The 24,853-nt window shown below is 68.6% G+C and carries 21 protein-coding genes and 1 pseudogene; 15 read left to right on the top strand and 7 right to left on the bottom strand.

Annotated features, from left to right (window positions below; translation table 11 throughout):
- Window positions 1-420, bottom strand: a 420-nt coding sequence (locus tag CJZ80_RS08265) for a hypothetical protein (RefSeq protein WP_144036987.1), incomplete at its 3' end; no start/stop codon positions are given.
- 69 nt (window positions 421-489) lie between these two features.
- Window positions 490-2,016: a ferredoxin--nitrite reductase gene (locus CJZ80_RS08260; RefSeq protein ID WP_094512321.1), complete on the bottom strand. Its 1,527-nt coding sequence runs from the start codon at window positions 2,014-2,016 to the stop codon at window positions 490-492.
- Between the two features lie 206 nt (window positions 2,017-2,222).
- On the opposite strand from CJZ80_RS08260, the gene CJZ80_RS08255 reads away from it, so the two are divergent.
- The 7 genes from CJZ80_RS08255 to CJZ80_RS08225 all read left to right on the top strand — a co-directional run bounded on the left by CJZ80_RS08255 (window position 2,223) and on the right by CJZ80_RS08225 (window position 9,578).
- Entirely contained in the window at window positions 2,223-3,251 is a 1,029-nt protein-coding gene (locus tag CJZ80_RS08255) for an anthranilate phosphoribosyltransferase (protein WP_233132921.1), read from the top strand.
- A complete protein-coding gene (locus CJZ80_RS08250) occupies window positions 3,248-3,736 on the top strand; it encodes a nitrate reductase associated protein (protein WP_094512317.1) in 489 nt (162 codons plus the stop codon). Before CJZ80_RS08255 ends, CJZ80_RS08250 begins: the two co-directional genes overlap by 4 nt.
- A 175-nt stretch (window positions 3,737-3,911) precedes the next feature.
- Complete coding sequence (locus tag CJZ80_RS08245) at window positions 3,912-5,222, top strand: CmpA/NrtA family ABC transporter substrate-binding protein (protein ID WP_094512315.1); 1,311 nt, start codon at window positions 3,912-3,914, stop codon at window positions 5,220-5,222.
- 36 nt (window positions 5,223-5,258) lie between these two features.
- On the top strand, window positions 5,259-6,104 hold the full coding sequence (gene ntrB, locus CJZ80_RS08240) for a nitrate ABC transporter permease (protein ID WP_094512313.1): 846 nt from the start codon (window positions 5,259-5,261) through the stop codon (window positions 6,102-6,104).
- Between the two features lie 3 nt (window positions 6,105-6,107).
- Window positions 6,108-8,111, top strand: a complete 2,004-nt coding sequence (locus CJZ80_RS08235; protein WP_094512310.1) for a nitrate ABC transporter ATP-binding protein — start codon at window positions 6,108-6,110, stop codon at window positions 8,109-8,111.
- Between the two features lie 34 nt (window positions 8,112-8,145).
- Window positions 8,146-8,979, top strand: a complete 834-nt coding sequence (locus tag CJZ80_RS08230) for a nitrate ABC transporter ATP-binding protein (protein WP_094512307.1) — start codon at window positions 8,146-8,148, stop codon at window positions 8,977-8,979.
- On the top strand, window positions 8,976-9,578 hold the full coding sequence (locus tag CJZ80_RS08225) for a Crp/Fnr family transcriptional regulator (RefSeq protein ID WP_094512304.1): 603 nt from the start codon (window positions 8,976-8,978) through the stop codon (window positions 9,576-9,578). Before CJZ80_RS08230 ends, CJZ80_RS08225 begins: the two co-directional genes overlap by 4 nt.
- Window positions 9,579-9,581: 3 nt before the next feature.
- Here the strand turns inward: CJZ80_RS08225 and CJZ80_RS08220 are convergent, their stop codons facing one another.
- The 3 genes and pseudogenes from CJZ80_RS08220 to CJZ80_RS15320 form a co-directional block, all read right to left on the bottom strand.
- A complete protein-coding gene (locus tag CJZ80_RS08220) occupies window positions 9,582-11,744 on the bottom strand; it encodes a molybdopterin oxidoreductase family protein (RefSeq protein ID WP_094512394.1) in 2,163 nt (720 codons plus the stop codon).
- A 591-nt stretch (window positions 11,745-12,335) separates the two neighbouring features.
- Window positions 12,336-12,938: pseudogene (locus tag CJZ80_RS15680) on the bottom strand (glycosyltransferase family 8 protein).
- 45 nt (window positions 12,939-12,983) lie between these two features.
- Complete coding sequence (locus tag CJZ80_RS15320) at window positions 12,984-13,139, bottom strand: hypothetical protein (protein ID WP_158217457.1); 156 nt, start codon at window positions 13,137-13,139, stop codon at window positions 12,984-12,986.
- 411 nt (window positions 13,140-13,550) lie between these two features.
- Between CJZ80_RS15320 and CJZ80_RS08205 the strand changes: the two genes are divergently transcribed.
- The 5 genes from CJZ80_RS08205 (at window position 13,551) to CJZ80_RS08185 (ending at window position 18,094) form a co-directional block, all read left to right on the top strand.
- Complete coding sequence (locus CJZ80_RS08205; RefSeq protein ID WP_158217456.1) at window positions 13,551-14,654, top strand: META domain-containing protein; 1,104 nt, start codon at window positions 13,551-13,553, stop codon at window positions 14,652-14,654.
- A 303-nt stretch (window positions 14,655-14,957) separates the two neighbouring features.
- A complete protein-coding gene (locus tag CJZ80_RS08200) occupies window positions 14,958-15,563 on the top strand; it encodes a phosphate-starvation-inducible PsiE family protein (RefSeq protein ID WP_094512289.1) in 606 nt (201 codons plus the stop codon).
- Complete coding sequence (locus CJZ80_RS08195; protein WP_094512286.1) at window positions 15,482-16,327, top strand: alpha/beta fold hydrolase; 846 nt, start codon at window positions 15,482-15,484, stop codon at window positions 16,325-16,327. Before CJZ80_RS08200 ends, CJZ80_RS08195 begins: the two co-directional genes overlap by 82 nt.
- The gene (locus tag CJZ80_RS08190) at window positions 16,324-16,980 is read left to right on the top strand and encodes a molybdenum cofactor guanylyltransferase (RefSeq protein ID WP_094512283.1); all 657 of its coding nucleotides are present in this window, start codon (window positions 16,324-16,326) and stop codon (window positions 16,978-16,980) included. The genes CJZ80_RS08195 and CJZ80_RS08190 overlap by 4 nt, the downstream gene beginning before the upstream one ends.
- A gap of 4 nt (window positions 16,981-16,984) precedes the next feature.
- The gene (locus tag CJZ80_RS08185) at window positions 16,985-18,094 is read left to right on the top strand and encodes a GTP 3',8-cyclase MoaA (RefSeq protein ID WP_094512280.1); all 1,110 of its coding nucleotides are present in this window, start codon (window positions 16,985-16,987) and stop codon (window positions 18,092-18,094) included.
- Between the two features lie 461 nt (window positions 18,095-18,555).
- Here the strand turns inward: CJZ80_RS08185 and CJZ80_RS08180 are convergent, their stop codons facing one another.
- On the bottom strand, window positions 18,556-19,167 hold the full coding sequence (locus CJZ80_RS08180) for a cysteine hydrolase family protein (RefSeq protein WP_094512277.1): 612 nt from the start codon (window positions 19,165-19,167) through the stop codon (window positions 18,556-18,558).
- A gap of 13 nt (window positions 19,168-19,180) precedes the next feature.
- Here CJZ80_RS08180 and CJZ80_RS08175 point away from each other — a divergent pair, with 13 nt between their 5' ends.
- Genes CJZ80_RS08175 through CJZ80_RS08165 form a run of 3 tightly spaced genes read left to right on the top strand, consistent with a single transcriptional unit; the run spans window position 19,181 to window position 22,268 of the window.
- Window positions 19,181-20,638, top strand: coding sequence for a glutamine synthetase (locus CJZ80_RS08175; protein WP_094512274.1), 1,458 nt, complete (start codon window positions 19,181-19,183; stop codon window positions 20,636-20,638).
- A gap of 47 nt (window positions 20,639-20,685) precedes the next feature.
- A complete protein-coding gene (locus tag CJZ80_RS08170) occupies window positions 20,686-21,081 on the top strand; it encodes a hypothetical protein (RefSeq protein ID WP_144036984.1) in 396 nt (131 codons plus the stop codon).
- Window positions 21,078-22,268 (top strand): MFS transporter, encoded by a 1,191-nt coding sequence (locus CJZ80_RS08165; RefSeq protein ID WP_094512268.1) that lies wholly within the window; start codon window positions 21,078-21,080, stop codon window positions 22,266-22,268. Before CJZ80_RS08170 ends, CJZ80_RS08165 begins: the two co-directional genes overlap by 4 nt.
- A gap of 175 nt (window positions 22,269-22,443) precedes the next feature.
- Here the strand turns inward: CJZ80_RS08165 and CJZ80_RS08160 are convergent, their stop codons facing one another.
- A complete protein-coding gene (locus CJZ80_RS08160; RefSeq protein WP_094512265.1) occupies window positions 22,444-24,711 on the bottom strand; it encodes an FdhF/YdeP family oxidoreductase in 2,268 nt (755 codons plus the stop codon).
- Between the last annotated feature and the right edge of the window lie 142 nt (window positions 24,712-24,853).

Raw genomic sequence — 24,853 nt, 5'->3', positions numbered from 1 at the left:
GCCCGGCGCCAGCGCCAGCCGGCTGAGCAGGGCGGCATCGGCGGGATCCCGCTGGTGGCCGAGCAACGGCAGCAGCAAGGGGGCCTGCTGGGGAGCGCGCGCCAGCGCCTGCCGCAACAGCGCGGCGCAGCTGGCCTCGCGCCGCCGCCCGATCCGCTCGCCCAGGGCCGGATCGGGCGGGTCCTGCCGCAACCACCAGGCCAGCAGCCGGGGCGCACTGCTGGAATCCACCCGCTCGGCCAGCACGGTGAGCAGGTCGGCCTCCGCGGGCACCCTGCCCGCTTCCAGCGCCGTGAGCCAGGGGGCGAGCTCCAGCTGCGGCCGGCGCCGGAGTTGCTGCAGCCACGGCCAGCGGGCGGGATCACCCGGCGGTGGCAGCTGGGCCGGATCGCCGCTCGGATCGCCGTCGCGAGGCAGCATCGGGTTCGCGGTGGCTGGCTGGATGGCTGTTCTAGCAATCAGGAGCCTGCGCCACCGGCCCACTGCGGGTCAGGCCGGGAGCGCCCGCGGCCGGGCGCCGAACCGCTCCACCAGGATCTGCTCCAGCGCCTCGGGCAGCTCGCTGAGCGGAATGCCCTTGTCGTGCAGCTCCGCCAGCCGGGGATCGGCCGCCATCGAGCCGCCCAGGAACACCTTCACCGCTTCCACCATTTCGCCGTCCTTGCGGGCCTTGGCCCCCATCAGCCCGATCGAGCCCATGTAGGGCTGGCCGCAGGCATTGGGGCAGCCGGTCCAGTGGGTGCGCACGCCATGGGGCACCTCCAGGCGCCGCTCCAGTTCCTCTACCACCGCCTGGGCCGTGCTCTTGGTGGGGATCAGGGCGAAGCTGCAGTAGCGGTTGCCGGTGCAGCTCACCGCTTCCGCCGCCAGCGCACCGGGATCCACACGGAACTGCTGCAGCAGCGGTTCGGCCAGCAGTGCCTCCAGCTGGTCGCCCGGCACATCGGCGATCAGGGCGTTCTGGCTTTCGCTCAGGCGCAGCCCGCCGCTGCCGTAGGTGCGGGCCAGCCGGGCCAGGTCGCTCATCGCAGCGGCGTGCAGCCGCCCCATCGGCACATGCAGGCCCACCCAGTGCAGTCCCGGCTGCTTCTGGGCGTGCACGCCACAGATGTCTCGCGGTGCGCGGCACACCAGATGGGAGCCGTCATGGGGCACCAGGGCGGCGGCATCAGCGCCGGCCACGGCGCCGTAGCTCTCCACCACCTCCGCCCGGTAGCTGTCGAGCCCGAGCGCATCGATCAGGTACATCAGGCGGGTCTTGTTGCGGTTGCTGCGGTCGCCCTGCCGTTCGTAGTGACGCAGCACCGCGAGCGTGAAGGCCGGCAGCTGATCGGCCTGCAGCCACAACCCCAGCGGGATCGCCAGCTCGTTGCGCTGGGCTGAGAAGAAGCCGCCCACCATCACGGTGAAGCCCAGCGTGCCGTCGTGGAACGCGGGCAGAAAGGCGAGGTCGTTGTGCAGCAGGAAGGAGTCGGGGGCGCCGCCCACCGCCACGTTGAACTTGCGCGGCAGGTTGCGCGGACCGTCGGGCCCCAGCACCGCCGCCTGGATGCTGTCCACCAGCGGCCGGGTGTCGATGAACTCCTCGGGGTCGATGCCGGCCAGGGGGTTGCCGGTCACGTTGCGGGGGTTGTCGTGGCCCGACTGGCGGCTGGTCAGGCCCACCCGCTCAAGCGCCGCCATCAGCGGCGGCATGTCCTCCAGCAGCAGGCCGCGCAGCTGGATGTTCTGGCGGGTGGTGATGTCGGCGCTGCCGTGGCTGCCGCAGCGATCCACGGCCTCTGCCAGCACGTCCAGCTGGTCGGCGTGGATCACGCCGTTGGGCAGCCGCAGCCGCAGCATGAAGCGCCCGGGCGTGACCGGCCGAAAGAAAATGCCCAGCCACTTGAGATGGATGGTGAGGGTGGCCTCATCGAGGGATTCCCAGCCGGCGGCGCTCAGTTCACTCAGCCGCGGCGCCAGATCCAGACCACAGAAGCCGGCTTTGGCCTGCTCCACCTTGTTGAGCGTCGCCATGGAGGGAAGGGAAACGAGAGGGGAAACACCGATCGGGCCGCCGGCCGCATGGCGCGGGAACCCCTGCAGAGTTCGCAGCGGGCCTGCGCATGCCTAATGATCGGAATCCTCACCCTTTCAGCCGGAGCGCCGAAGTCTTGTCGCAGGTGGTACCGATTTCTGCCGTGAAGGGCGCCAGCGCCCCAGGCGCCGCCCGCCGCCCGGCGCTGGCGCCGGAGGTGCTGCGCTTCCGCGAGCTGCTGGCCAAGGTGGGCAGCGGTGAGCACACCAGCACCGGTCTGACCCGCGCCGAGGCTCGCGAAGCCACCGATCTGATGCTGCTGGGGCCGGTGAGCGATGCCCAGCTGGGGGCGTTCCTGATCGCCCATCGCATTCGCCGGCCGTCGCCGCTGGAGCTGGCCGGCATGCTCGACAGCTACCGCGAGCACGGCCCGGTGCTGCGTACCCCCGGCCAGCGGCCGCTCTGCTTCGGGGTGCCGTACGACGGCCGCAGCCGCACCGCGCCGCTGCTGCCGCTGCTGGCCCTGCTGCTGGCGGCCGCCGGCCAGCCGGTGGTGCTGCACGGCGGAGCTCCGATGCCGGTGAAGTACGGCATCAGCCTCGCCGAGCTGTTCGCTGCCCTCGGCATCGACTGGCGGCGGCTCAGCCTGGCCGACCTGCAGCAGCGGCTGGAGATCCAGGGCCTGGCCCTCACCCACCAGCCCTGCCATTTCCCGGCCGCCGAACGGCTGCTGCCGATCCGTGAGGACATCGGCAAGCGGCCGCCGGTGGCCAGCCTGGAGCTCCTCTGGACCCCCCACCAGGGGGAGCACCTGCTGGTGAGCGGCTTCGTTCATCCCCCCACCGAGGCCCGCGCCTGGGAGGCGTTGGCCCATGCCGGCGAAACCGATCTGCTCACGGTCAAGGGGCTGGAGGGCTCCACCGACCTGCCCACCAGCCGCGCCGGCATCACCGCCCGGGGCCGCGATGGCGTGATCACCCGCCTGCTGGTCCATCCCCGCGACCATGGCCTCTGCGGCCCGGAGGTGCCCTGGCAGAACCTGGAGCTCTGGCGCGAGCAGGCGCTGGCGGCGCTGCAGGGCGAGGGACCGCTGGCGGAGTCGCTGCTGTGGAACCTGGGGGTGTACCTCTGGCTGGCCGAGCGCTGCGACAGCCTGCCGGCGGGGCTCGAGCAGGCCCGCGCCCTGCTGGCCGCCCGCTGCGGCGAAAAGCTGCGCCAGGATCTTGCCCCATGAGCCTGCCTGCGCGCGCCAGCCACGACCGCTGCTTCGGCTTTGAGGCCGATTTCGTCGCCGATCTGCGCTGCCTGCCGATGGCGGTGCGGCGCAAGCTTGATCTGGCGGGAGTGAAGCTCAAGCTCAGCCACTGGCAGGCCCTGGGCACCGCGGAGCGTGAGGGGCTGCTGGCCTGGCCCGATCAGCCCCTCGCGATCGAGGCCCTGCGCCAATGGCTGCTGCAACGCACGGCTGCCATGGCCGCTGGTCCGGCCCGGCCCCTGCCGCCGGCCCAGCTGGAAGCCCTGCCCAGTGCGGCCGACGGGGAGGCGCTGCCGGCGGTGCTGGCGGCGGCCTGCCGGCAGCTGGGCACGCCGCTCAACCTGGCGCAATGGCAGGGCCTCGATGAGCTGCAGCGCTTCGCCCTGGTGAAGCTCAGCCATCCGGGCCATGAGCACCGCAACCTGCCGCGGGCGCTACAGGAATTCGGGCTGTCGTGTGGCTGAACGCTGCACAGTCTGGCCATCGGTAACAACCGGCACCATCAATCGGGCCCTGGCCGTGATGACGTAGGCGGGTTGGTCAGCCTGTGCGCCAACCTTGCCGGCTCGGTGCGCTTCGTTCATGAGGCCCGTCCGGATTGCGTGAATCGCATCCAGACCTTCGTGACACCCCAGCCCCATGCCGAATCTTTCGCGCCGTAAGTTCCTCGTGACCGCCGCCGGCACCACGGCCGGCGCCCTCTGGTTGAGCGCCTGCGGCGGCAAACAGCCCGACAGTGCCTCAGCGCCGGCCGCCAGCGGCGGCGGCGGGGATGTGGAAGTGAAGGGCGCCACGCTCGGCTTCATCGCCCTCACCGATGCGGCGCCGGTGATCATTGCTCAGGAAAAGGGCTTTTTCGCCAAGCACGGCATGCCTGAGGTGAAGGTGGTCAAGCAGACCTCCTGGGCCGCCACCCGCGACAACCTGGAACTCGGCACCAAGGGCGGCGGCATTGATGGCGCCCACATCCTCACGCCGATGCCGTTGTTGCTCACGGCCGGCAAAATCACCAAGTCGAACCAGCCGCTGCCGATGGTGACGCTGGCGCGCCTGAATCTGCAGGGGCAGGGCATCTCCGCGGCCAAGGCTTTCCTGCCCGAAAAGCTCACGATCGACAACAAGGCGGGCCTGGAGGCGGCCGTGGCCGCTGCAGGCGCCAAAGGCAAGAAATTCAAGGCGGCGGTGACCTTCCCCGGTGGCACCCATGACCTCTGGATGCGCTACTGGCTGGCGGCCAATGGCATTGATCCCAACACAGCTGCCGACCTGGTGGTGATTCCGCCGCCGCAGATGGTGGCGAACATGCAGACCGGCACGATGGACACCTTCTGTGTGGGTGAGCCCTGGAATGGGCGCCTGGTCAACAAGAAGCTGGGCTACACCGTGGCCCAGACCGGTGAACTGTGGAAGCTCCATCCGGAGAAGGCTTTCTCCATGCGAGCCGATTGGGTGGAGCAGAACCCCAAGGCCACTCTGGCCCTGCTGAAGGGCGTGCTGGAAGCTCAGATGTGGTGTGATGATCCCGCCAATCTTGACGAGATGTGCACCATCCTCGCCAAAGATAAATACATCAAGGCCACCGTCAACGACATCAAGCCCCGCCTGGCCGGCAATGTGGATTACGGCGATGGCCGGGTGGTGAAGGACAGCCCCTACAAGATGCGCTTCTGGGCTGACAGTGCCTCCTTCCCCTACAAGAGCCACGAGAAGTGGTTCGTGACCGAGGACATGCGCTGGGGGTATCTGCCCGCCTCTACGGATATCGATGCGTTGGTGGACAAGGTGAACCGCGCCGACCTCTGGAAGGAGGCCGCCAAGGCGATCGGCCAGGAAGCCTCCATTCCCGCCTCCGATTCCCGCGGCAAGGAAACGTTCTTTGATGGTGTGGTCTTCGATCCTGAAGATCCCAAGGCTTATCTCGACGCCCTCAAGATCAAAGCTCTGGCCTGAGCGACTGTCCCTCGCTATTGATCACCCCCACCCTTCATGACCCTCACCGCTGTGAACGGCAGGCGGCGCTCTCGCCAGCGCCAAGGCCAACGCCGTTCCACCCTTCTCACCACAATCCTCCCTTACCTGCTCTGCATCGGTGGGTTTCTGATCGTCTGGCAGGTGCTCTCCGGCCTGCTGGGCGCTGATCGTCTGCCGGGGCCCATCAAGGTGGTGACAGACACCTGGGACCCTTACATCAGCCAGCCCTTTTTTGATGATGGCGGCACCAGCAAGGGGCTGGGCTGGCAGATTCTGATTTCTCTGCAACGGGTGGCTCTGGGCTATGGCCTGGCGGCCATCGTTGGCATCGCCATCGGTGGCCTGCTGGGCCTGAACCGGTTCGTGGGCAAGGGCTTCGATCCGGTGATCCAGGTGTTGCGCACGGTGCCGCCACTGGCCTGGTTCCCGATCTCCCTGATGGTGTTTCAGAACGCCGATAAGTCGGCGATCTTCGTGATCTTCATCACCTCCATCTGGCCGATCATCATCAACACGGCCGTGGGCATCCGTGAGATCCCCCAGGATTACACCAACGTGTCGCGCGTGCTGCGGCTGCGCAAGCGCGCGTACATCCGCGAGATCGTGATTCCCGCCACCGTTCCCTATGTGTTCACCGGTCTGCGCATTGCCGTGGGTCTGGCCTGGTTGGCGATCGTGGCGGCGGAGATGCTCAAGGCCGATGGCGGCATCGGCTATTTCATCTGGGATGCCTACAACGCGGGCGGTGAGTCGAGCGCCAGCCAGATTGTGCTGGCGATTGTGTACGTAGGCATTGTCGGCCTGTGCCTCGATCGGCTGGTGGCGTTTGCCGGCCGGCGTGTGAGCAGCGGAGCCTCCTGAGCCATGCCTGCCCTGCTCACCGTCGACAACGTCACTCAGGCGTTTCCGCTCAAGAACGGCGGCACCTATGTGGCCCTCAAGGACATCTTCCTGCAGATCGCGGAAGGTGAGTTCGTCACCCTGATCGGCCATTCCGGTTGCGGCAAATCCACCCTGCTGGATCTGCTGGCGGGCCTCACCCTGGCCACGGAGGGCGGCATCCTGATAAGCGGTCAGGAGGTCACCGAACCTGGCCCCGACCGGATGGTGGTGTTCCAGAACTATTCGCTGCTGCCCTGGAAAACGGTGCGCGAGAACATCGCCCTCGCCGTGGACAACGTGATGCCCAGGCTCTCCCGGGAGGAACGGCGCGAGATCGTGGACCGCAACATCAAGCTGGTGAAGCTCACGCCAGCAGCGGATAAGTATCCCGCTGAGATCTCCGGCGGCATGAAGCAACGGGTGGCGATCGCCCGGGCCCTGGCGATCCGCCCCAAGCTGCTGCTGCTCGATGAGCCGTTTGGTGCCCTCGATGCGCTCACGCGCGGCAACCTGCAGACCCAGCTGATGGAGATCTGCCAGGAGGCCAAGGTCACCGCCGTGATGGTCACCCACGACGTGGACGAAGCCCTGCTGCTCTCCGATCGCGTGGTGATGCTCACCAACGGCCCGGAGGCCTACATCGGCCAGATCCTCGATGTGCCGCTGGCCCGGCCCCGCTCCCAGCTCACCGCCGTCGAAGACCCCACCTACTACGGCCTGCGCGCGGAGGTGGTCACCTTCCTCAACCAGCAGCGTGATGCCCGCCAGCAGCGCCTCAAACCCAGGGGCGCTGTGGCCTCAGGAACGCTGGAGAAGGTGAATCTGGAGATCGGCTTCGTGCCGCTCACCGATTGCGCCCCGTTGGTGATGGCCCTTGAGGGCGGCTTCTTCGCCAGGTATGGGCTTGATCAGGTCACGCTGCGGCGCGAAACCAACTGGAAAACCCTGGAGGCCAACCTGCGCCAGGGCGTGCTGGATGCGGCCCAGATGGTGGCGGGTCTGCCCTTCGCCATGACCCTCGGCAGCCAGGGGCGCCGCCCGGTGCCGATCACCTCAGCGCTCACGCTCTCGCGCAACGGCAATGCCATCACCCTGCACCGCCGCTTCCATGAGGCCGGTGTGCGCAGCGCGGCGGAGTTCAAGGCCTGGATCGCCGCCAAACCCGGCCACAAGCCGGTGCTGGCCATGGTGCACCCCGCCTCCATGCACAACCTGATCCTGCGGGCCTGGTTGGCGTCCGCCGGCATCGACCCCAGCAGCGACGTGGAGCTGATCGTGATCCCGCCCGCCCAGATGGTGGCCACGCTCAAGGCCGGCACGATCGATGGCTTCTGTGTGGGCGAGCCCTGGAACTCCCGCGCCGTGCAGGAGGGGCACGGCACCGTGATCGCCACCGACACCGACCTCTGGGATGGCCATGGCGAGAAGGTGCTCGGTGTGCGGGAAGAGTGGGCCGCCGCCCACCCCCACACCCATCAGGCCCTGCTCTGCGCCCTGCTGGAGGCCTGCCGCCACTGCGAAGACCCGGCCAACCGCCAGGAGCTGGCCCAGCTGCTGGCCCGCCCTGAATACGTGGGCACCAGCCCCGCTGTGCTGCTGCCCGGCCTGGCCCAGGCCTACGACCGCGGCACCGGTGCGCCGGCGCTGATTCCCGGCTTCAACCGCTTCTTCGGGCCTGGCGTCAATGCTCCCGATCGCGCCGAGGCCACCTGGATCCTCACCCAGTTGGCGCGCTGGAACGTCTGCCCCTTCCCAAGCAACTGGGAGGAGGTGCTCAACCGGGTGCAGCGGCCGGATCTGTTCGGCAAGGCGGCCGCCGCCCTGGGCCTGCCCGCCGAGCCACCTCGCCCCACCTCCGTGGGTTTCTTCGGCGCCGAGCAGCTCGATCCCGCCGACCCCGCCGCCTACGTGCAGGGGCTGAAGCAGCAGCGCCCGCTCCGCATCGAGGCCGTGGTGCTGCCACCGGCTCCCGCCGCCGCCACCTGACCCCGCCCCGCCATCCGACCCTGCCCGCTCCCCCATGCAGACCCTCAGCCCAACGGCGGCCAGCGCCAGCCGTGCCACCGGCGCCTATCTGGAGATCGACGGGGTCACCAAGGTGTATCCCAGCGCCCGGGGGCCCCACACCGTGCTGGATGGGGTGCATCTGTCCGTGGCGGAGGGGGAGTTCGTGTGCCTGATCGGCCATTCCGGCTGTGGCAAATCCACCCTGCTCGACATGGTGTCGGGATTCCGCCAGCCCACCACCGGCGAGGTGCGGCTGAACGGGGAGCGCATCGTTGATCCCGGCCCCGACCGCATGGTGGTGTTCCAGAACTATTCGTTGCTGCCCTGGTTGAGCGCCTACGACAACATCGCCCTGGCGGTGAACAATGTGTTCCCCGAACTGCAGCGCAACGGCCAGGCCAAGGCGATCGTGGAGGAGCATCTGGCGCTGGTGGGCCTCAGCGAAGCGGCCCACAAGAAGCCGGGAAGTCTGTCGGGGGGGATGAAGCAGCGGGTGTCGATCGCCCGCGCCCTGGCGCTCAAGCCGAAGGTGCTGCTGCTCGATGAACCATTCGGGGCGCTCGATCCGATCACCCGCGAGGAACTGCAGGAGGAGCTGCTCAAGATCTGGGCCGATCACCGCGTGACGGTGCTGATGATCACCCACGACATCGATGAAGCCCTGTTCCTGGCCGACCGGGTGGTGATGATGACCAATGGCCCCGCCGCCACGATCGGTGAGGTGCTCGAGCTGCCGTTCGCCCGCCCGCGTGTGCGGGCCCGCCTGCTGGAGCAGCCCGAATACTTCGACCTGCGCAATCGCGCCCTCGATTTCCTCTACCGCCGTTTCGCCCACGACGACACGTGAGGGCCGCCCTGCCACTTCATCAGTCCTTCCGTCAGCTGACGATGGCGGTGGGCCAGACCCTGCTGCTGGATGGCGGCCATGCCGCCGCAGCCTCGCGCATTCGCGTCCACTCCGGCATCCTGCGGGTGTTTTTGCTGGCCTCCTCGGGCCAGGACATCACGATCGGCTTTCTTCAACCGGGTGAAGTCTGCGATGCCCTGGCCCTGCGCCGCGATTGGGTGGGCCTTGAAGCACTCTCCGTGGTGCAGATCGAACGGGTGGAGCGCACCGAAATGCTGGGCGTTCGCACGGACCTCAACACCTGGGCCCTGGAGTTGCTGATGATCCGCCACCACCCCGACACCGAACAGCGATTGAAGGCGCTGCTGGTCTTACTGGTGGAGCGCCTGGGACGCCGCAATGGTCTCTGGTACGAGTTGCCGCTGCGGATCACCCATGAGCGCCTGGCCGAGCTGATCGGGAACACCCGCGTCACCGTCACCAAGATGTTCACCCGCTTGCGTCAGTCGGGCCTGGTGGATGGCCATCTCACTGGCAGGGGCTCAGCTCTTCTGCGCCTCTCGCCCGAGCTGGTGGAGGCGATGCTGCCGATCAGCTGAATCTCAGCCGGCGATCTCCGCCCGCTCCACCCGCACCGCCGCTGCCTTGAGCTCCGGCTGCTTCGAGATCGGGCAGCCGAGGGCATGCATCAGCCGGTTGGCCTCACACGCCTGCTCCTGGGCGGCACCCCAGTGCATCGGCAGAAACACCGTGCCAGGGCGAATTCGATCGGTGATCTGCACCTTCACGGTCAGCTCGCCGCGACGAGAGCTCACCCGTGCGAGGGCGCCCTCATCGAGGTTGCAGCAGCTGGCATCTGCTGGGTGGATCTCCAGCAGGGGCTCTGGATGGCTGCGGCATACCCGCTCCACATGGGCGGTGCGGGTCATCGTGTGCCAATGGCCGAGGTATCGCCCCACCGTGAGCACCAGGGGGAAGACGTCATCCGGCGGTTCCGCCAGCCCCAGCGGTTGCTGGGCCAGCAGGCGGGCCTTGCCGTTAGCGGTGGGGTAGACCCCCTCGGTGTGCAGCCGTGGCTGGCCGCCCCCCGCCGCTGTGCCAGCTGGGAACGGCCATTGCTGGGGCCCGTGCTCGGCCAGCAGGGCGTGGCTCAGGCCGCTGTGATCGCAGAGCCTCCCGGCGGTGATCGACGCGAACTCGGCGTAGACCTCGGCCGCGGAGCCGTAGGCGAACTGCTTGGAAAACCCCAGCCGGCGGCCCAGCTCCGCGAAGATCGCCCAGTCGGGGCGGGCCTCGCCGGGGGCCTGCCGGAAGGCATGTGACAAGGTGACCCGGCGCTCCGAGTTGGTCATCACGCCCTCTTTTTCGCTCCACTGGGCAGCCGGCAGCACCAGATGGGCCATCGCTTCGGTTTCGGTGCCCGCGTAGGCCTCGCTCAGCACCACCAGGGGGCATTGGGCCACGGCCTGGCGCACCCGATCCAGCGACGGCAGGCTCACCAGCGGGTTGGTGGCTGCCACCCACCACAGGCCCAGTTCGCCGCGCTCCATCGCTTCGATCTGCTCCCACACCGAGAGCCCATCGCGCGCTGAGATCGCGCCGGGGGGAAAGCCCCAGTGCTGCTCGATCGCGGCCCGGTGGCTGGCCTCGTGGATCGAGCGGTAGCCGGGCAGCAGCGCAGCCAGGCCTCCGGCTTCCCGCCCGCCCATGGCATTGGGCTGGCCGGTGAGGGAGAACGGGCCGGCCCCGGGCTTGCCGATCTGGCCCGTGACCAGATGCAGGTTGATGATCCCCACCACTGTGGCGGTGCCCTCCACGCTCTGATTCACCCCCATCGACCAGAGGCTGAGCACGCCGGAGCTGGCGGCCCAGAGTGCCGCCAGGCGCCGCAGTGCCTCCTCCTCGATGCCGCAGAGGGCACAGACCCGCTCCGGCGTCCAGCCCGCCCAGAGGGCCGCCAGCTCAGCGAATCCATCGGCGGAGGCCGCCACCCGCTCCGGATCCACCGCCCCCAGCTGCAGCAACAGATGACCCACGCCATGCAGCAGTACCAGATCCGTGCCCGGACGAATGGCCAGATGCAGGTCGGCCGCTGCGCTGGTGGCGGTGGCCCTGGGGTCGACCACGATGATCTGCAACGCCTCCTTTTGGTGCCGCTTGCGCTTGAGCAGCCGCTGAAAGAGCACCGGGTGGCAGTCGGCGGTGTTGGTGCCGATCAGCAGCACCGTGCCTGCTAAGTCGAGGTCGTCGTAGCAGCAGGGGGGGCCATCGGAGCCTAGGCTGAGCTTATAGCCCGACACGGCCGAGCTCATGCACAGCCGCGAATTGGCATCGAAATTGTTGGTGCCGAGGGCCCCTTTGATCAGCTTGTTGGCGACGTAATAGTCCTCGGTGAGAAACTGGCCCGAGCCATACATCGCGATCGCACCCGATCCACGCTCCGCCTGAATCAGCTGGATCCGCTCCACCAGGATCGTGAAGGCCCGCTCCCAGCTGATCGCCTCAAAGGGTTGGTCGCGCTGCTCGCGCCACAACGGTGTGCTCAGGCGGTTGCGATCGAGGGTTTCGGCCACCGTGGCTCCCTTCACGCACACCTGGCCGAGGGAGGAAGGGTGCAGCCGGTCTCCGCGCACCGTCCAGGAATCAGCGCTGTAGGCAGTGGCGTCAAGAGCCGCCGCCGCCGGCTTGAGCTCCAGCCCACAACCCACGCCGCAATAGGGGCATTGGGCACGGGCAGAAGACAGCACGGAAGAAGGTTCGAACATCACAGCGACGGCCAACGGCTCCGTCGGAGCGCTCACCAATCGTGCCGGATGATCCTAACCAAGTCGTGCGATCACCAGGTGCCGGTGTCGGCGGAGTGGACGCCGAGAGGGTGTGGGTATGCAAGGTAAGAGGATGCTCCGCCTGATCACCTTGCGCCTGGACCATGGCGCTGTGGATTCTGTCAGAGGGTCAAGCCCACGCGCGATGCAGCAGCCCCTGCGCATGGCCGGCAGGCCAGCGAAGGAAGCCAGCCCTGCGGCGATAGCGGTGATCACCATTAAAGGTGTGGCTGCTGAGCAGCTGGTGACGGCAGCCACCAGGAGAGCCCATCAACGCGCAAGCTGCATCAGGGAGTGCCTCAGCATGGGAGCCATGCGCAATTCATTCCACTTTCTCTGACCTTCTATAGGCTCGCTGTTTGGTGGCCAGCTGGCGATTGCCGGTTTGATTCGCAGCCTCTGATCGAGCAGAGTGCGACCATTCATGCAGTCATGGCTGCAGCTGATTGGCTGAACGCATCATTCTGTGCAGTTTGCCCCGCGCCATTTCCAGGGTGGGAATCGAGCGAGCTAGCCGTTGATCGGTGGCTGCTATTCCAAGTGGCTTGACGGGGCGCTGGCCGGCGAAAACGGTTCGATCCAATAGTGAAACCATCGATCTTGAAAACTTCCTGCATCATCTGCATGCCATGATTTGATCTTGTCCATGAAATGAATAATCCCATCGAAAAAGCTGGCATCGGCTATGCCTTTCGATGTGTTCCACTTCGGATCGAGCGTCAGCCAATCGCCTGCCAAGGCCATAGTCAGAGCATTCTGGCCCATTGGGTCAAGCACATCTTGGTTGTCTTGAGCAATGTTTAGAGCATTGACCTGGATCTGGCGAAGTCGCCAGGCGTCCAAGTTCATCACGATGACTCCTGATTTAACATAGTGGAAAGGATCTTTCGGCTTTAGGTTTCAGCCGAGGCGTTGCTGCTGCTTTGGGCTTGCGATGTCGCTGTCAATAACACCAGCGCTGGATTTACCTTCTGGATCTAGGATCTGCAAGTCGTTCAAGTCTGAGCAAGCGATCAAATCCGTATCCAGGTTAATGCAGCGGGACACCCCGGCCAAGAGCCCGGGAATAAAGCAACGTGCATGGGTGGAGTTGCTCTTGACGGGTAGAGTGGTTCGAAAGTCATGGACTTTCACAAGATCAAAATCACTAAACTTGATGGTGCCTCAGTTCGAAGTTTGTCAAGAAGCGCAGAGTTGCTGCTTGTCTGCTAAAGATAAATCGACGCTGATGGCATAGATGTTGAGGGTTGTGCTGCAGGCTTCCAAGGCTGAGCGCACGGTGACCGCTGCTCCCCAGAGATCGTTGGCCGTTGCCGCAATGACAATCGTGGCCATTGCGCCTCCCATTGCACCTCGAGGCACCGCATGATGAAAACGTAGCTCGCCCTCTTGATTCAGCTCGTTACCATCGCGAAGTGGCCACACGGTCTTGCATGGCTCCTGGCATTCCTTCGCGGTGCCCTGATTTCATGTGGCAGGCGTTCCAGGCAATCATCGTGTCGTGATCTGACCGCTGTTCGGCTGCCTTTTGTTTCTGATGCGGTGGCCCATGCGTTCGGGCGGGCGCTCAGGTGTCGGTAGCCATGGTCTGGCTGTGAGGCAGCCGCCTGTACGTTCAAAGTCGTCACCTTGAACGCGCCAACCGTGCCGATGCCGATGCCGCACCGCGCTTTGCGGTGGCGTGTTGCCCGCGCCACTGAAGAGGCTCGCCGGGCACGGGGCCTTTTGCCCGGAATGGGGCGCGGGATGGTGGTCGTCCTGGTGGCTGTGATCACGGCACCGGCGCTGGGCGCGTCCACCGGTGCCGGCGCCTTGATCAGCCAGCGGCCCCCCACCGACAGCAGCACGCGGCGGCCTTCATCACCGGCCTCGCTCGGACCTCTCCCCGCCAGTTGGCAGGGGGTTCTTCCCGGCGCGGGCGGCCCGGTCCGCTGGCACCTCGATCTGGCTGCCGATGGCACGTATCAACTGCGGCAGACGTTGCTGAGCCGGCCGAAGCCCCAGGCGTTTGATGCCATCGGCCGCTGGCGGCTGGAGCCCGGCACGGGGCGGTTGGAGCTCAGCCGTGGCAGCGAGCCCCCGCAGCTCCTGCAGCCGCTTGCCGCCGGGGCGGCGCTGCGCCAGCCCGACCCCCAGGTGGGTGCGGCCTCTGCCAACGCCAACGACCGGCTGACGCGCCTGCCCCAGGCCGCGCCCATCGACCCGCGCCTGCAGCTCACGGGTCTGTTCTCGTACATGGCTGATGCGGCCAGCATCCGCCTGTGCGCCACCGGCCAGCGCTTACCCGTGGCGATGGAGGCCGGCTACCTGGCCCTGGAGCGTGCCTACCTGGCGGCCCGCCCGGCAGACCGACCGGGCCAGCCGCTGCTGGTGAGCCTGGAGGGACTGATCACCCAGCGGCCGTCGATGGAGCAGGGCCAGCCGCCACGCCGCACCCTGGTGGTGGAGAGCTTCTCGGCCCTCACCCCGGGCCGGGGTTGCCCCAGGGAGGCGCCCCCGCTGCGGGGCACCACCTGGCGGCTGGAGGGCCTTGGCGGCCAGAAGCTGGCTACGCCGCCTGGCGCTCAGCCGATCGAGCTGGAGCTCTCGGCCGAGCGCCTGCAGCTGGCCGGCAGTGGCGGTTGCAATCGCCTGATGGGCGGCTTCAGCCTGGAGGGGACAGCGATCCGCTTCCCCCAGCTGGCGAGCACGCGCATGGGCTGCAGCCCGCCGGTGATGGAGCTTGAGCAGCGCTACAGCGATGCCCTGGAGCGGGTGCGCCGCTGGCGCATCGATCAGCGCCATCTGCTGCTGCAGGACGCCAGCGGAACAACCTTGCTGCGCTTCCGCCCGGCTCCGCAGGAGGGGTGATCAGGGGCAGGAGTGACGGTCAAGCGGGGGAATCAGGCGGAGGGGCGATAGGCGAAAGGACAATCGGGGGCTGGTCGGATCTGGCGGGGGTGTTCAGCTCAGGCCGCTCAGAACAGTGCGATCAGAGCCTCGCGCCCCGATCCACGAGCAAGACCTCTCAAGCTGTCCCCCGATCAATGACCCCCCAGTCAGTGGAGCCCCAAGTGAATGACGCCCCAATCAATGCAATAAGGTCTACCTATCTATAGGTAATTGACCGATAAGTTGGCGCCCCATAGGCTGCGATCCATTCGGTCAAGGTTCATGCAGGACACGCTCGCCAGCCCAACAAGCCCGACAAGCCCAATCACCGAGCAAGGCCGCGGTTCGCCCGACAGCACCCCACCTGCGGCCCCACCCCCTGCCACCCCTGCAGCCGCCACGATCACTGCCACCGGCAGCGTTCCCTGGCATCAGCTGTTCCGGCGCGTACAGATCGTGCAGACCCTGGAGGCGGTGCAGGACCTGATTGCGGTGGCGCTGTGTGTGGGCCTGTTCTGGGTGATGGTGCTGCAGATGCGGGAGATCTACTCCACGCTGATGACCACGCCGCGCTTTCACGCCATCACAGCCGACATCCTGTTCATCCTCATCCTGGTGGAGTTGTTCCGGCTGCTGATCATCTATCTGCAGGAGCAGCGTGTGTCGATCGGGGTGTCGGTGGAGATCGCGATCGTGTCGGTGTTGCGGGAGGTGATCGTGAAGGGCGTGCTCGAAACCGACTGGCACCAGATCTTGGCCGTGTGTCTGTTCCTGATCACCATGGCGGTGCTGATGGTGGTGCGCGTGTGGCTGCCGCCCACCTTTGCCGGGGTGAATCCAGAAGCGCGGATGTCGGCGCGGGTCAGACTGGACCATCACTCCCCCTGAGCGTCTCCCTGGCCCCCCTCGGTGTGCTGTTGCTGCATGGATTCGCGGGGAGCCCGGATTCCGTGCGCGTGCTCGTGGCCCCGCTGAAAGCGCTCGGTGTACCCCTGGCTCTGCCCACCCTGCCGGGCCATGGCGGTGCCAGCCCCGAGGCGCTGCGGGGCGTGACCTGGCCCGCCTGGATGGCGGCAGCCAATGCCGCCCTGGAGGAGCTGTGCAGCCGGGCCGAGCGGGTGATCGTGGTGGGCAACAGCATGGGCGGCCTGATCGCCCTGCAGCTCGCCGCCGACCACCCGACCCTGATCGACAGCGTGGTGCTGGCGTCGGCGCCGATCCAGCTCGCCTCCCCGCTGGCCCCAGGCGGGGCCCTGGCCCCGCTCGCGCCCCTGATCCTGGCTGTGCTGCCGCGCTGGCCGCTGCGCAAGCGCTACGCCGATCCGGCCCTGGCCGCCGGCGACACCAGCTACGTGTGGGCGCCGATCGGGGCGATCGCCACCTTGCTCGATTTCATCCGCCACACCCGCACCCGCCTCACGGCGGTGCAGGCCCCGGTGCTGATCCTGCAGGGCCGCCGCGACCCGGTGGTGGCGCCGGCGTCGGTGGCGATCCTGCTGCAGGAACTGGGCAGCCCGGCCGAGCAACGGCAGGTGGTGTGGTTCGAGAGCAGCCTGCACGAGCTGTTCCGTGATGGCGAGCGGGAGGCCGCCGCCGCCTGCGTGGCAGGCTTCGTGCAGCAGCGACTGGCCCTGGTGCCCCCCCCTGCATGAGCACAGCACCGCTGCGCTGCTGTCTGCTGAGCGGGGGGGGCAGCCGGCGCATGGGCACTGACAAGGCGCTGCTGCCCCATCCCGAGGGCGGCACCTGGCTGGAGCGCAGCCTGCGGCTGTTGCTGAGCCTGGAGCGGCCCGTCTGCCTGCTCAGCCGCCACCGCGCCCATCGCCTGCTGGCTCCGGCTCCGGTGGAGGTGCTCGATGAGCCGCCCCCCTGGGACGGACCGCTCACGGCCCTTGCCCGCCTGATGGACCGTTACCCCGGCGACCACCTGCTGCTCTGCCCGGTGGACATGCCCTGGCTCGATCGGCCCACCCTGGAGGCTCTGATCGCGGCCGGCACGGAGGTAAGCGGCACGGAGGCAGGTGGCACAGAGGCAGGCGGGGCGGCCGTTCCCGCCGGCAGCCTGCTCACCGCCCATGACGGACGTCGGGATCAGCCGCTGCTGGGGATCTATCCGGCCACGGCGGCCAACCGCGCCGCCCTGCGGCTGTATCTCGCGGCCGGTGACCGGCGCCTGCTGGGCTGGCTGCAGCGGCGTGGGCACCGGCCCGTGCCGCTGCCGGCGGCGGCGTTGCGGAACTGCAACCGACCGGCGGCCTGGCCCGGCCCCTGGCTCGTCAGTTCCCAGAGCATTCCGCCAGGGTGAGCCGATGACCGGGCCCTCCTCGCCGTTGCCGCCTGCCTCAGCGGGCGCCCCACCCCTGCGTGACCGGCTGGGCCGCCCCCCCGGGGTGCTGCGCCTCTCGCTCACGGCCCGCTGCAACCTGGCCTGCCCCTACTGCTGCCCGGACGCCCAGGACCCGCCGCAGCTGCTCACCCTCGAGGAGCGGGTGCTGCTGGTGAGCGAGGCGGCGGCGCTCGGCTTCCGCACCCTGCGGCTCACCGGCGGCGAGCCGCTGCTGCACCCCGGCGTGGAGGCCCTGGTGGCGGCGCTGCGGCCGTTGCGAGAGGCGGCGGGCGCAACGCGGCTCGAGGCGATCGCTCTCACCACCAACGGCCTGCTGCTCACAGCGGAGCGGGCCCAGCGGCTGCGGCAGGCCGGCCTTGACCGGCTCACGGTGAGCCTCGATGGCACCGACGGCGCCAGCGTGGCCCGCATGGGCGGGCTGCGGGGCGGCGCGGCGGCCGGCGATCGGGCCCTGGCCACGATCCTGGCGGCCCTTGATCACGCCCAGTCGGCAGGCTTCGATCCGGCGGAGGGGGCGCTGAAGCTCAATTCCGTGATCACCCGCGGCCGCAACGACGACCAGCTGCTGCCCCTGGCGGCCCTGGCGCGGCAGCGCGGCATTGAGCTGCGGCTGATCGAATACATGGATGTGGGCAACCGCAACGGCTGGGCGCCCGAGCAGGTGCTGCCGGCCCAGGAGATGGTGCAGCGGATCGGCGAACGCTGGCCCCTGGAGCCGGTGGGCCGCAGCGCCCATGGCACCGCTGCCCGCTGGCGCTACCGCGATGGCGGTGGCAGCGGCGGCCCGGGTGGCAGCCACCTGGCGGTGGTGGCCTCGATCTCGGCGCCGTTCTGCGGCGACTGCAACCGCCTGCGTGTCACCGCCGACGGCGTGGCCTACAGCTGCCTGTTCGCCGCCACTGGCCTCGATCTCAAGCCCTGGCTGCGGCCCGGCCCGGATCCGGCCGGCCTGGGCGCCGCCTTGAGCGGCCAGTGGCGGGCGCGCCGCGACCGCTACAGCGAGGAGCGTCAGGAGCAGACGCTGGAGGCCGCGCAGCGCCCCCATGCCGAAATGGCCTATCTGGGGGGGTGAGCGCCCTGTCGAGGGTGCAGGGATCGCGGAGCTTGAAGCTGGTGCTGCTCTAGCGGTTGAGCGTCACATCGACCACAAGCAGTTTGCGGTTCTGGCGCTTGTTCAGCTCGCTCATCACGATGGCCATGTCGGTCTCTGCCGCCTCGCGTCAGCGAGCCGATGCCTTCCGCCCAGCAGCCAGCCAGTGCAGGGCGGCAAGGATGGAATCAGGGTCGCGACCAGTCATGGCATGCCACGCCACGTGCGAAACGAAAGACTGAGAACGAAAGGAATCCTGAGCAAATGTCCAGGACGATGTGCTCGATTGGTGCCCTGCCCGGGGCTCATCTTTGGGGTGGCCCATCTCCCTCTTCCAGTTCGATTTCTGCACCAGGTGATAGCCAATACAGCCACACGAGCAAGGACATCGCTTCCAGCAAGGGCATGGCTTGCAGCAAGGAAATGGCTTGCAAGTATTGGCTTCAGGCGGATACGGCGATGAATTCCGTCACCGTGCACAGCCTCCCGTAGCCGCGGAAGCAGCTCAGCGCCGCTCGGTGGCGCTCGGCCGATTCGGCCATGCAGGCGTCGATCAGGCAGGTCACGGTGTAGCCGCGATCCGCCGCATCTTTCACGGTGTGGTCGATGCACTGATCCGTGAGCAGGCCCGCCACCACCAGCTCGGTGATGCCGATGTTGCGCAGCAGGTAATCGAGGTTGGTGGAGTTGAACGGCGACGAGGAGCTTTTTGGCAGCACCAGCTCATCGGCCAGCGGTGCCAGCGGGGCGATCACCTGGGCCTCCCAGCTGCCCGGCGCGAAACCCAGTCCCGAGCGCTTGTAGTCGAGGCTGCGGTCGCGGCCATCGGCGGTGAGGTTGGCGATCACGGTATGGATCACTTCCAGGCCGCCCCGGCGGGCATGGTCCAGCGCCTGCTCCAGCCGAGGCAGGACCGCCGCCTGGAAGTGGGCGTCGAAGCCGGGCGGCCGGGGCGATGGGGAAAACTGGCTGGTTTCAGCGCTGCCCGCACGACCAGCCGCCGGCCCACAGGTGCCGTTCTGGACATCGACCAGGAGCAGGGCTGCGGGAGCCAAGGAAGCCGGGGCTGTGGCCACCACGATGGCCTGTGGCGCCGAATCGGGCAATGATTTCCGGGCCCGTGGCTGCCATGCCGTGCCGGACCTCCCCCCTCCCATCGCCAGTCGTGACGTGGCAGACGACGATGCCGCTCTGCAGATGGCCGAGCTGCTGGAGCGCGGCCTGCGCCGGTTGGCGATCACCTTTGTGAACCACGCCGGCTCGGTGCTGGTGAAGGGGGTGCCGCTGGAGCGGCTGGTGCTGGTGGCCAACCAGGGAGTGGGCTTTTCACCAGTGGCTGATGCCTTCGGGGCCACGGGCTTGATCGATCCGCAGCAGAGCCTGGCCCGGCCAGATGGTGACCTGCGCCTGAAGCCCGATCTCACGGCCCTGCGCCCCCTCGATCCGGCCTCCGGCTGGGCCTGGGCTCCCGGCGTGCGGCACGACCGCAGTGGTGGGATCGATGCCCTCGATCAGCGCGGCTTCTGTGCCCGGCAGCAGGCGTCTTTCGCCGCGGCCGGCCTGAGCGCCCTGGCTGGCTTCGAGATCGAGTGGATGGTGGGACTGCCCCAACCGGGCGGGGAGGCCGGCGGCTGGACCCCGGCGGTGATGGGCGGTCCCTACGGCGCCGATCGCCTGGTGCAGGGGCTCGATTACCTCACGGCCGTGGCCGAGGCTCTCGATGCGGCCGAGCTGCCCTGGCTGCAGCTGCATCCGGAGTACGGCGCCGGCCAGTTTGAACTGTCGCTGGCGGCGGCGACCCCGCTCGAGGCCGCTGATCGCCTCGTGGCGGCACGTCTGGTGATCCAGCAGGTGAGCCGCCGCTTCGGCTGGATCTCCAGCTTTGCCCCTGTGGTGACTTCTGATCTGGTGGGCAACGGCGGCCACCTGCATCTGAGCGTGGCGGACCAGGGCGTGCCGCTCCTCGGTGGCGGTCCGGGCACCGCCGGCCTCACGGCACGGGGGGAGGCGCTGCTGGCGGGTCTGCTGGAGCAGTTGCCTGCCCTGATGCCCCTGGCCTGCGGCCTGGCGGTGTCGTATGTGCGGCTTGCGCCGGGCCGCTGGGCGGCACCGTTTCAGGTGTGGGGGGTGGAGAACCGGGAGGCGGCCCTGCGGCTGGTGCCGGCCGGCGGGGGCGAGCCCGGCCACCTGGAACTCAAGGTGGCCGACCTGAGCGCCAACCCCTATCTGCTGATGGGCGCGGTGCTTGGGGTGGCGCAGGACGCCCTGCGGCACCCCCGGGTTCTGCGCCCCCCGCTCAGCGGCGATCCCGCCTCGATGCCCCCAGCCGAAGCGCCGCGGCTGCCCAAGTCGCTCTCGGAGGCGCTGCTGGCGTTGGAGGCCAGTCAGGTGTTGCGGGAGGTCATGGGGGAGGTTCTGCTGCGCACCGTGGCGGAGTCACGCCAGGCGGAGGTGCGCCGCAGCGAAGCCCTTTCCGACGAGGCCCTGATTGCCTCCACCCGGGCTTGGCCCCTCACTGGACTCTGAGCATGAATGAATCGAGCGCCATGGACACCCCATTGAGACCCACGCCCATGGACCCCCTTATGGCCTCAGCAGTGCTTGAGCAGCGCAGCTTCGCCAGGAGCTATCCACTGGCGAAGCTGCTGCGGTCAAGCGGGATCCCGGCTGGCTTCGGTGAACAGCGCCTCCCCCCCCATGACGACGGTCCGCCCTTCGCGCTGCGCGGTGTCAACGGGGTAGCGCCGCCCGGTTTCGGCGGGCATCCACGCGATACCCGCGGCGATCGCGTGGAACTGGCGACCCGATCCGAGTCTCCTGCCATCGTGCTGGCCCACGCCGCGGTCTGCCCCGGTGAGCGCACCGATCCGCATGTGTTCGTGGCGCCCCTGCCCGCGGCGGTGACAGCCCTGCGCCGGCCCCCATACCTGGCCGCCCTGCATGGGAGCCAGCCCGACTGGCGGCCATGAGCACCGGACCTTCAGCTTCCATCCACTGGCGTCTGGCCTGGGGCGTGGTGGCTCTGCAGATGGCCCTGCTGCTGGGCTGGATGATCTACAGGGCCTACCAGCCGGCCCTGCTCAGCAGCCATGGATTCAGCCGGCTACTGCTTCCCTTTGCCCTACTGCCCGGCGTGATGGGGCTGGTGATTGAACCGTTGACGGGCTGGCTTTCCGACCGCCGCGACCCGAGCGCACGGGGCCGGCTGCTGCCTGTGAGTGTGGCGGTACTGGTGGCCGGCCTGATCTTTCTTGGGGTGGTAGGTCTGTTGAACCGCGGCATCCCCGCCGGCAGCCTGCTGCTGCCGCTGGTGATGGTGGCCTGGATTGTGGCGGTCCAGAGCTCGGCCAGCCCGGCACTGGCGGTGCTGCATGAGGCGGCCCCCCTGCGCCAGCTGCCACGCGTCGCGGCGCTGTTGACCTGTGCGCAGGGGCTGCTGGGAGCCCTTGAAGCTCCGCTCACCGCCGCGGCCGTGCGGCTGGGGCCAGCCCTCACCTTCACCCTGGGTGCAGCCGTGCTGGGCCTGGGGCTCGTCGTGCTGCGATGGTTGCCGCCGTTTCCTCCTGCACGTAGGGAGCCCGCCATTGCCGTGCGAGTTCCGCCCCGCCAGGCCCTGCACCTGCTGGCCATGGCCCTTGCCGTGGGTGTGGTCACAACGTGTCTGCTGACGCTCCTGCCCCGGGTGCCTTTGGGTGGGTCGTCGCTGTCCTCCGGCGGACACCTGGTGGCAGCCGTGCTGATCGTCTCGGCGCTGGTGGCCCCCTGGGGAGGTCATCTGGTGAGCCGCTGGGGGAGGCAACGCAGCCTGAGGATCGCCCTGGCCACGTTGGCTGCCCTGCTCGCCCTCATGGTGCTTGGCCCAGCCGTTTTGCGCCCAGCCCTGCTGCCGCTGCTGGGTCTGGCCCACAGCCTCGTGTCCACCAGCCTCACAGCCGCGGCCCTGGCCACCCTGCCCGCCACCAGCGCGGGGTTGGGCGCTGGCCTGGTGCTGGGGGGGGCGGGAGCCGCTGGCGCCCTGCTGAGCATGGTCTTCACCAGTGACGGACCCGTTGCCGCCGGACCGCTGCTGGCCTTGGTGGCCGCGGCGACGGGTCTGGCGTTCGCTGCCGGAGCATGCCTCTCTGCGGGGGATGGACGGCGTGATGGCTTGGCCTGAACGGGACCGCTGCAGCGGCCTACCACCACCAAGCTCCGGCGACAATGCACCCCGTCGCTGGGAGCCAGCTTGGATCCGGCGATGACGGCATTGCGCCCGCTGCCCTGTGTGGTGGATCGACGGGGTGGGCCCTGCCGGAGCACCCGCTGACGTGGCGCCTGGCGCCATTGTCGGCCTAACCGGTGGCGACAGGCCCGCTGCGCACCAGCACCGGCACCCGCTTGAAGGCTGGCGTGCCGCTGCGGTGATCGATGGCGGCGCGGAAGATCGCGTTCACCTCCGGGTAGAACATCAGACCGGCGCCGGCGCGGATCTCGCCGGGAATCACTTCCACGTCGCTGAGGGCACCGGCTTCGCCCTGCACGGTCACGCGCTGGTGGGCACGCAGGCCGCAGCGGGCCAGATCGCCCCGGTTCATCAGGATCGTGTTGCGGTGCGGCATGCCGCGGTACGCATCGCCCGGCTTGTACACCACGGTGTTGTGCTGGGAGTAGCTGCGGGCGGTGATCAGGGCCAGCACCAGGCCCGCTTCCCCCGGCGCCAGGCCGCCGAAATGGGCCGGCTCAGGCAGCGTCAGCGCCGGCAGGGGTGTGGGCTCCATCCGTGCTTTCCCCGACGGCGTGGGGAAGCTGGGCTGCTCGAACACCCGCCCCGCCACGCTGAACTCACGCTTGGTGGCATCGATCGTGGCGATCGCGCCGTAGCCCGGCACGGTGCGGGCGATCAGCTCTCGCACGTAGACGGGGTCCTGCAGGCGGCCCCAGTCGATCGGATCGTCGCCCAGCCGCCGCCGGGCCAGCTCGGCCAGGAAGCCCAGCTCGCTGATCAGGTCGGCGTGCTTCAGGTGTGAGCGGCCCGGATCGTTGAAGCGCACGAAGTTGTTGCCCGATTCGGTGGTGGTGGCGTGCGGCGTTTCGAAGCGGTTGAACACCGGCAGCACCAGGGTGCGGCGGCGCCCCAGCCCGTGGAAGTGCCCCTGGTTGGGCTTGGTGGCCAGGTAGAAGATCGTGTCGATGCGGCCGAGCGCCTGCTTCGCTTCGCTGGAATCCGGGTTGGCGCCCCAGAGGTTGCCGCCGAGGCACAGCAGGGTGTCCACCGCACCGGCGCCGGCGGCCGCGATCAGGGCGCGGGTGTCGTAGCCGGGCACGCGGCTGAGCGGGCGGCCCAGCAGCCGCTCCAGCGCCTGCTGCATCTCGGCCCGCAGCTTCACCGTGACGCCCATCGAGCCGAAGCCCTGCACGTTGGAGTGGCCGCGGATCGGCATGGTGCCGGCCCCGGGCTTGCCGGCGTTGCCGCTCAGCAGCGCCGTGTTGGCGATCGCGTGCACGTTGGTGGTGCCGTTGCTGTGGTGGGTGATGCCCATCGCCCAGGCGAACACCACGCCCTTGGCCCGGCCGATTACCGCAGCGGTGTGGCTGAGCTCCTCGCGGCTGAGGCCGCAGCAGGCAGTGATCGCCTCCCATGGGGTGGCGCGCAGCTGCTCCAGCACCGCCTCGGAGCCTTCGGTGTGGTCGCGCAGGAAGTCGTGGCGCACCTGGCCCGCTTCCAGCAGCGCCTTCTGCAGGCCCAGGAACACGGCGGTGTCGCTGCCGGGCACCGGCTGCAGGAACAGCGTGGCGATCTCCGAGCCCCGCAGCATCGACTTGATCGGAAAGGCCGGCGAGCCGAACTTCAGCAGCCCCACCTCCAGCACCGGGTTGATCACGATCACGCTGCCGCCGCGTTCACGCAGGCGGATCAGCTCGTTCATCAGCCGCGGGTGGTTGGCGGGGGCATTGGAGCCCACCAGCACCACGCAGTCGGCCTGCTGCAGGCTTTCGAGGCTCACCATCGAGGTGCCCGAGCCGAACACCTCGCCCAGCCCCACGGTGGAGGGGGCGTGGCAGAGATCGGAGCAGTCGGCCAGGTTGTTGGAGCCCATCGCCCGCAGCAACAGCTGCAGCAGGTAGGCGGCCTCGTTGGAGGAACGGCCGGAGCTGTAGGAGGCCACCCGCTCCGCTGGGCGGCGGAAGGCGGCGTCGGCCAGCTCGAAAACGTCGTCCCAGCCGAGGCGCTCGTAATGGCTGCGGCCCTCGCGCAGGATCAGCGGATGGCTGAGGCGGCCGAGCCGGTCGGCCTCGAGCGAACTGAGTTGCTGCAGCATCGCCAGGCTGCGCTCGGCGAACACCCCCTCCGGCACCGCCGGCTGCAGTTCCGCCGCGATCGCCTCCACGCTCTTGAGGCAGCGCTGCAGTGGCTCGCCCAGCTCATCGACGAAGCCACCGTTCTGACCGCCCGTGCCCCAGGCGCAGGAGAGACAGGCGCTCTTGTGCAGGAGGGTCTGCCAGAGCAGGGGGCCACGGGGCGAGAGGGTGGCCTTGGCCCAGCCGTCGATCACCGGCCAGCCACCGCCGATCGTCGGGGTGGCTGCATTCGCTGCAGAAGAGTCGTTGCCGGGCTCCATGCCAAGCCGCCGCCTGAGGAATGTCCACTCTGGCGGGTGTGGCGGCGGCCGTGCTGGCATGGAGCCCCGGCGGCCTCAGGGCCGCGTTGGCTCTTCGCGCCTGGTTGGCTGCCCGCGGGCTCTTCCGGCTGTCCTGAGCTGT

This window comes from Synechococcus sp. MW101C3, from assembly GCF_002252635.1.
Lineage (GTDB): Bacteria > Cyanobacteriota > Cyanobacteriia > PCC-6307 > Cyanobiaceae > MW101C3.
Note: the sequence above shows the minus strand (reverse complement) of the source record. Positions and strands in the feature narration are given on the sequence as shown.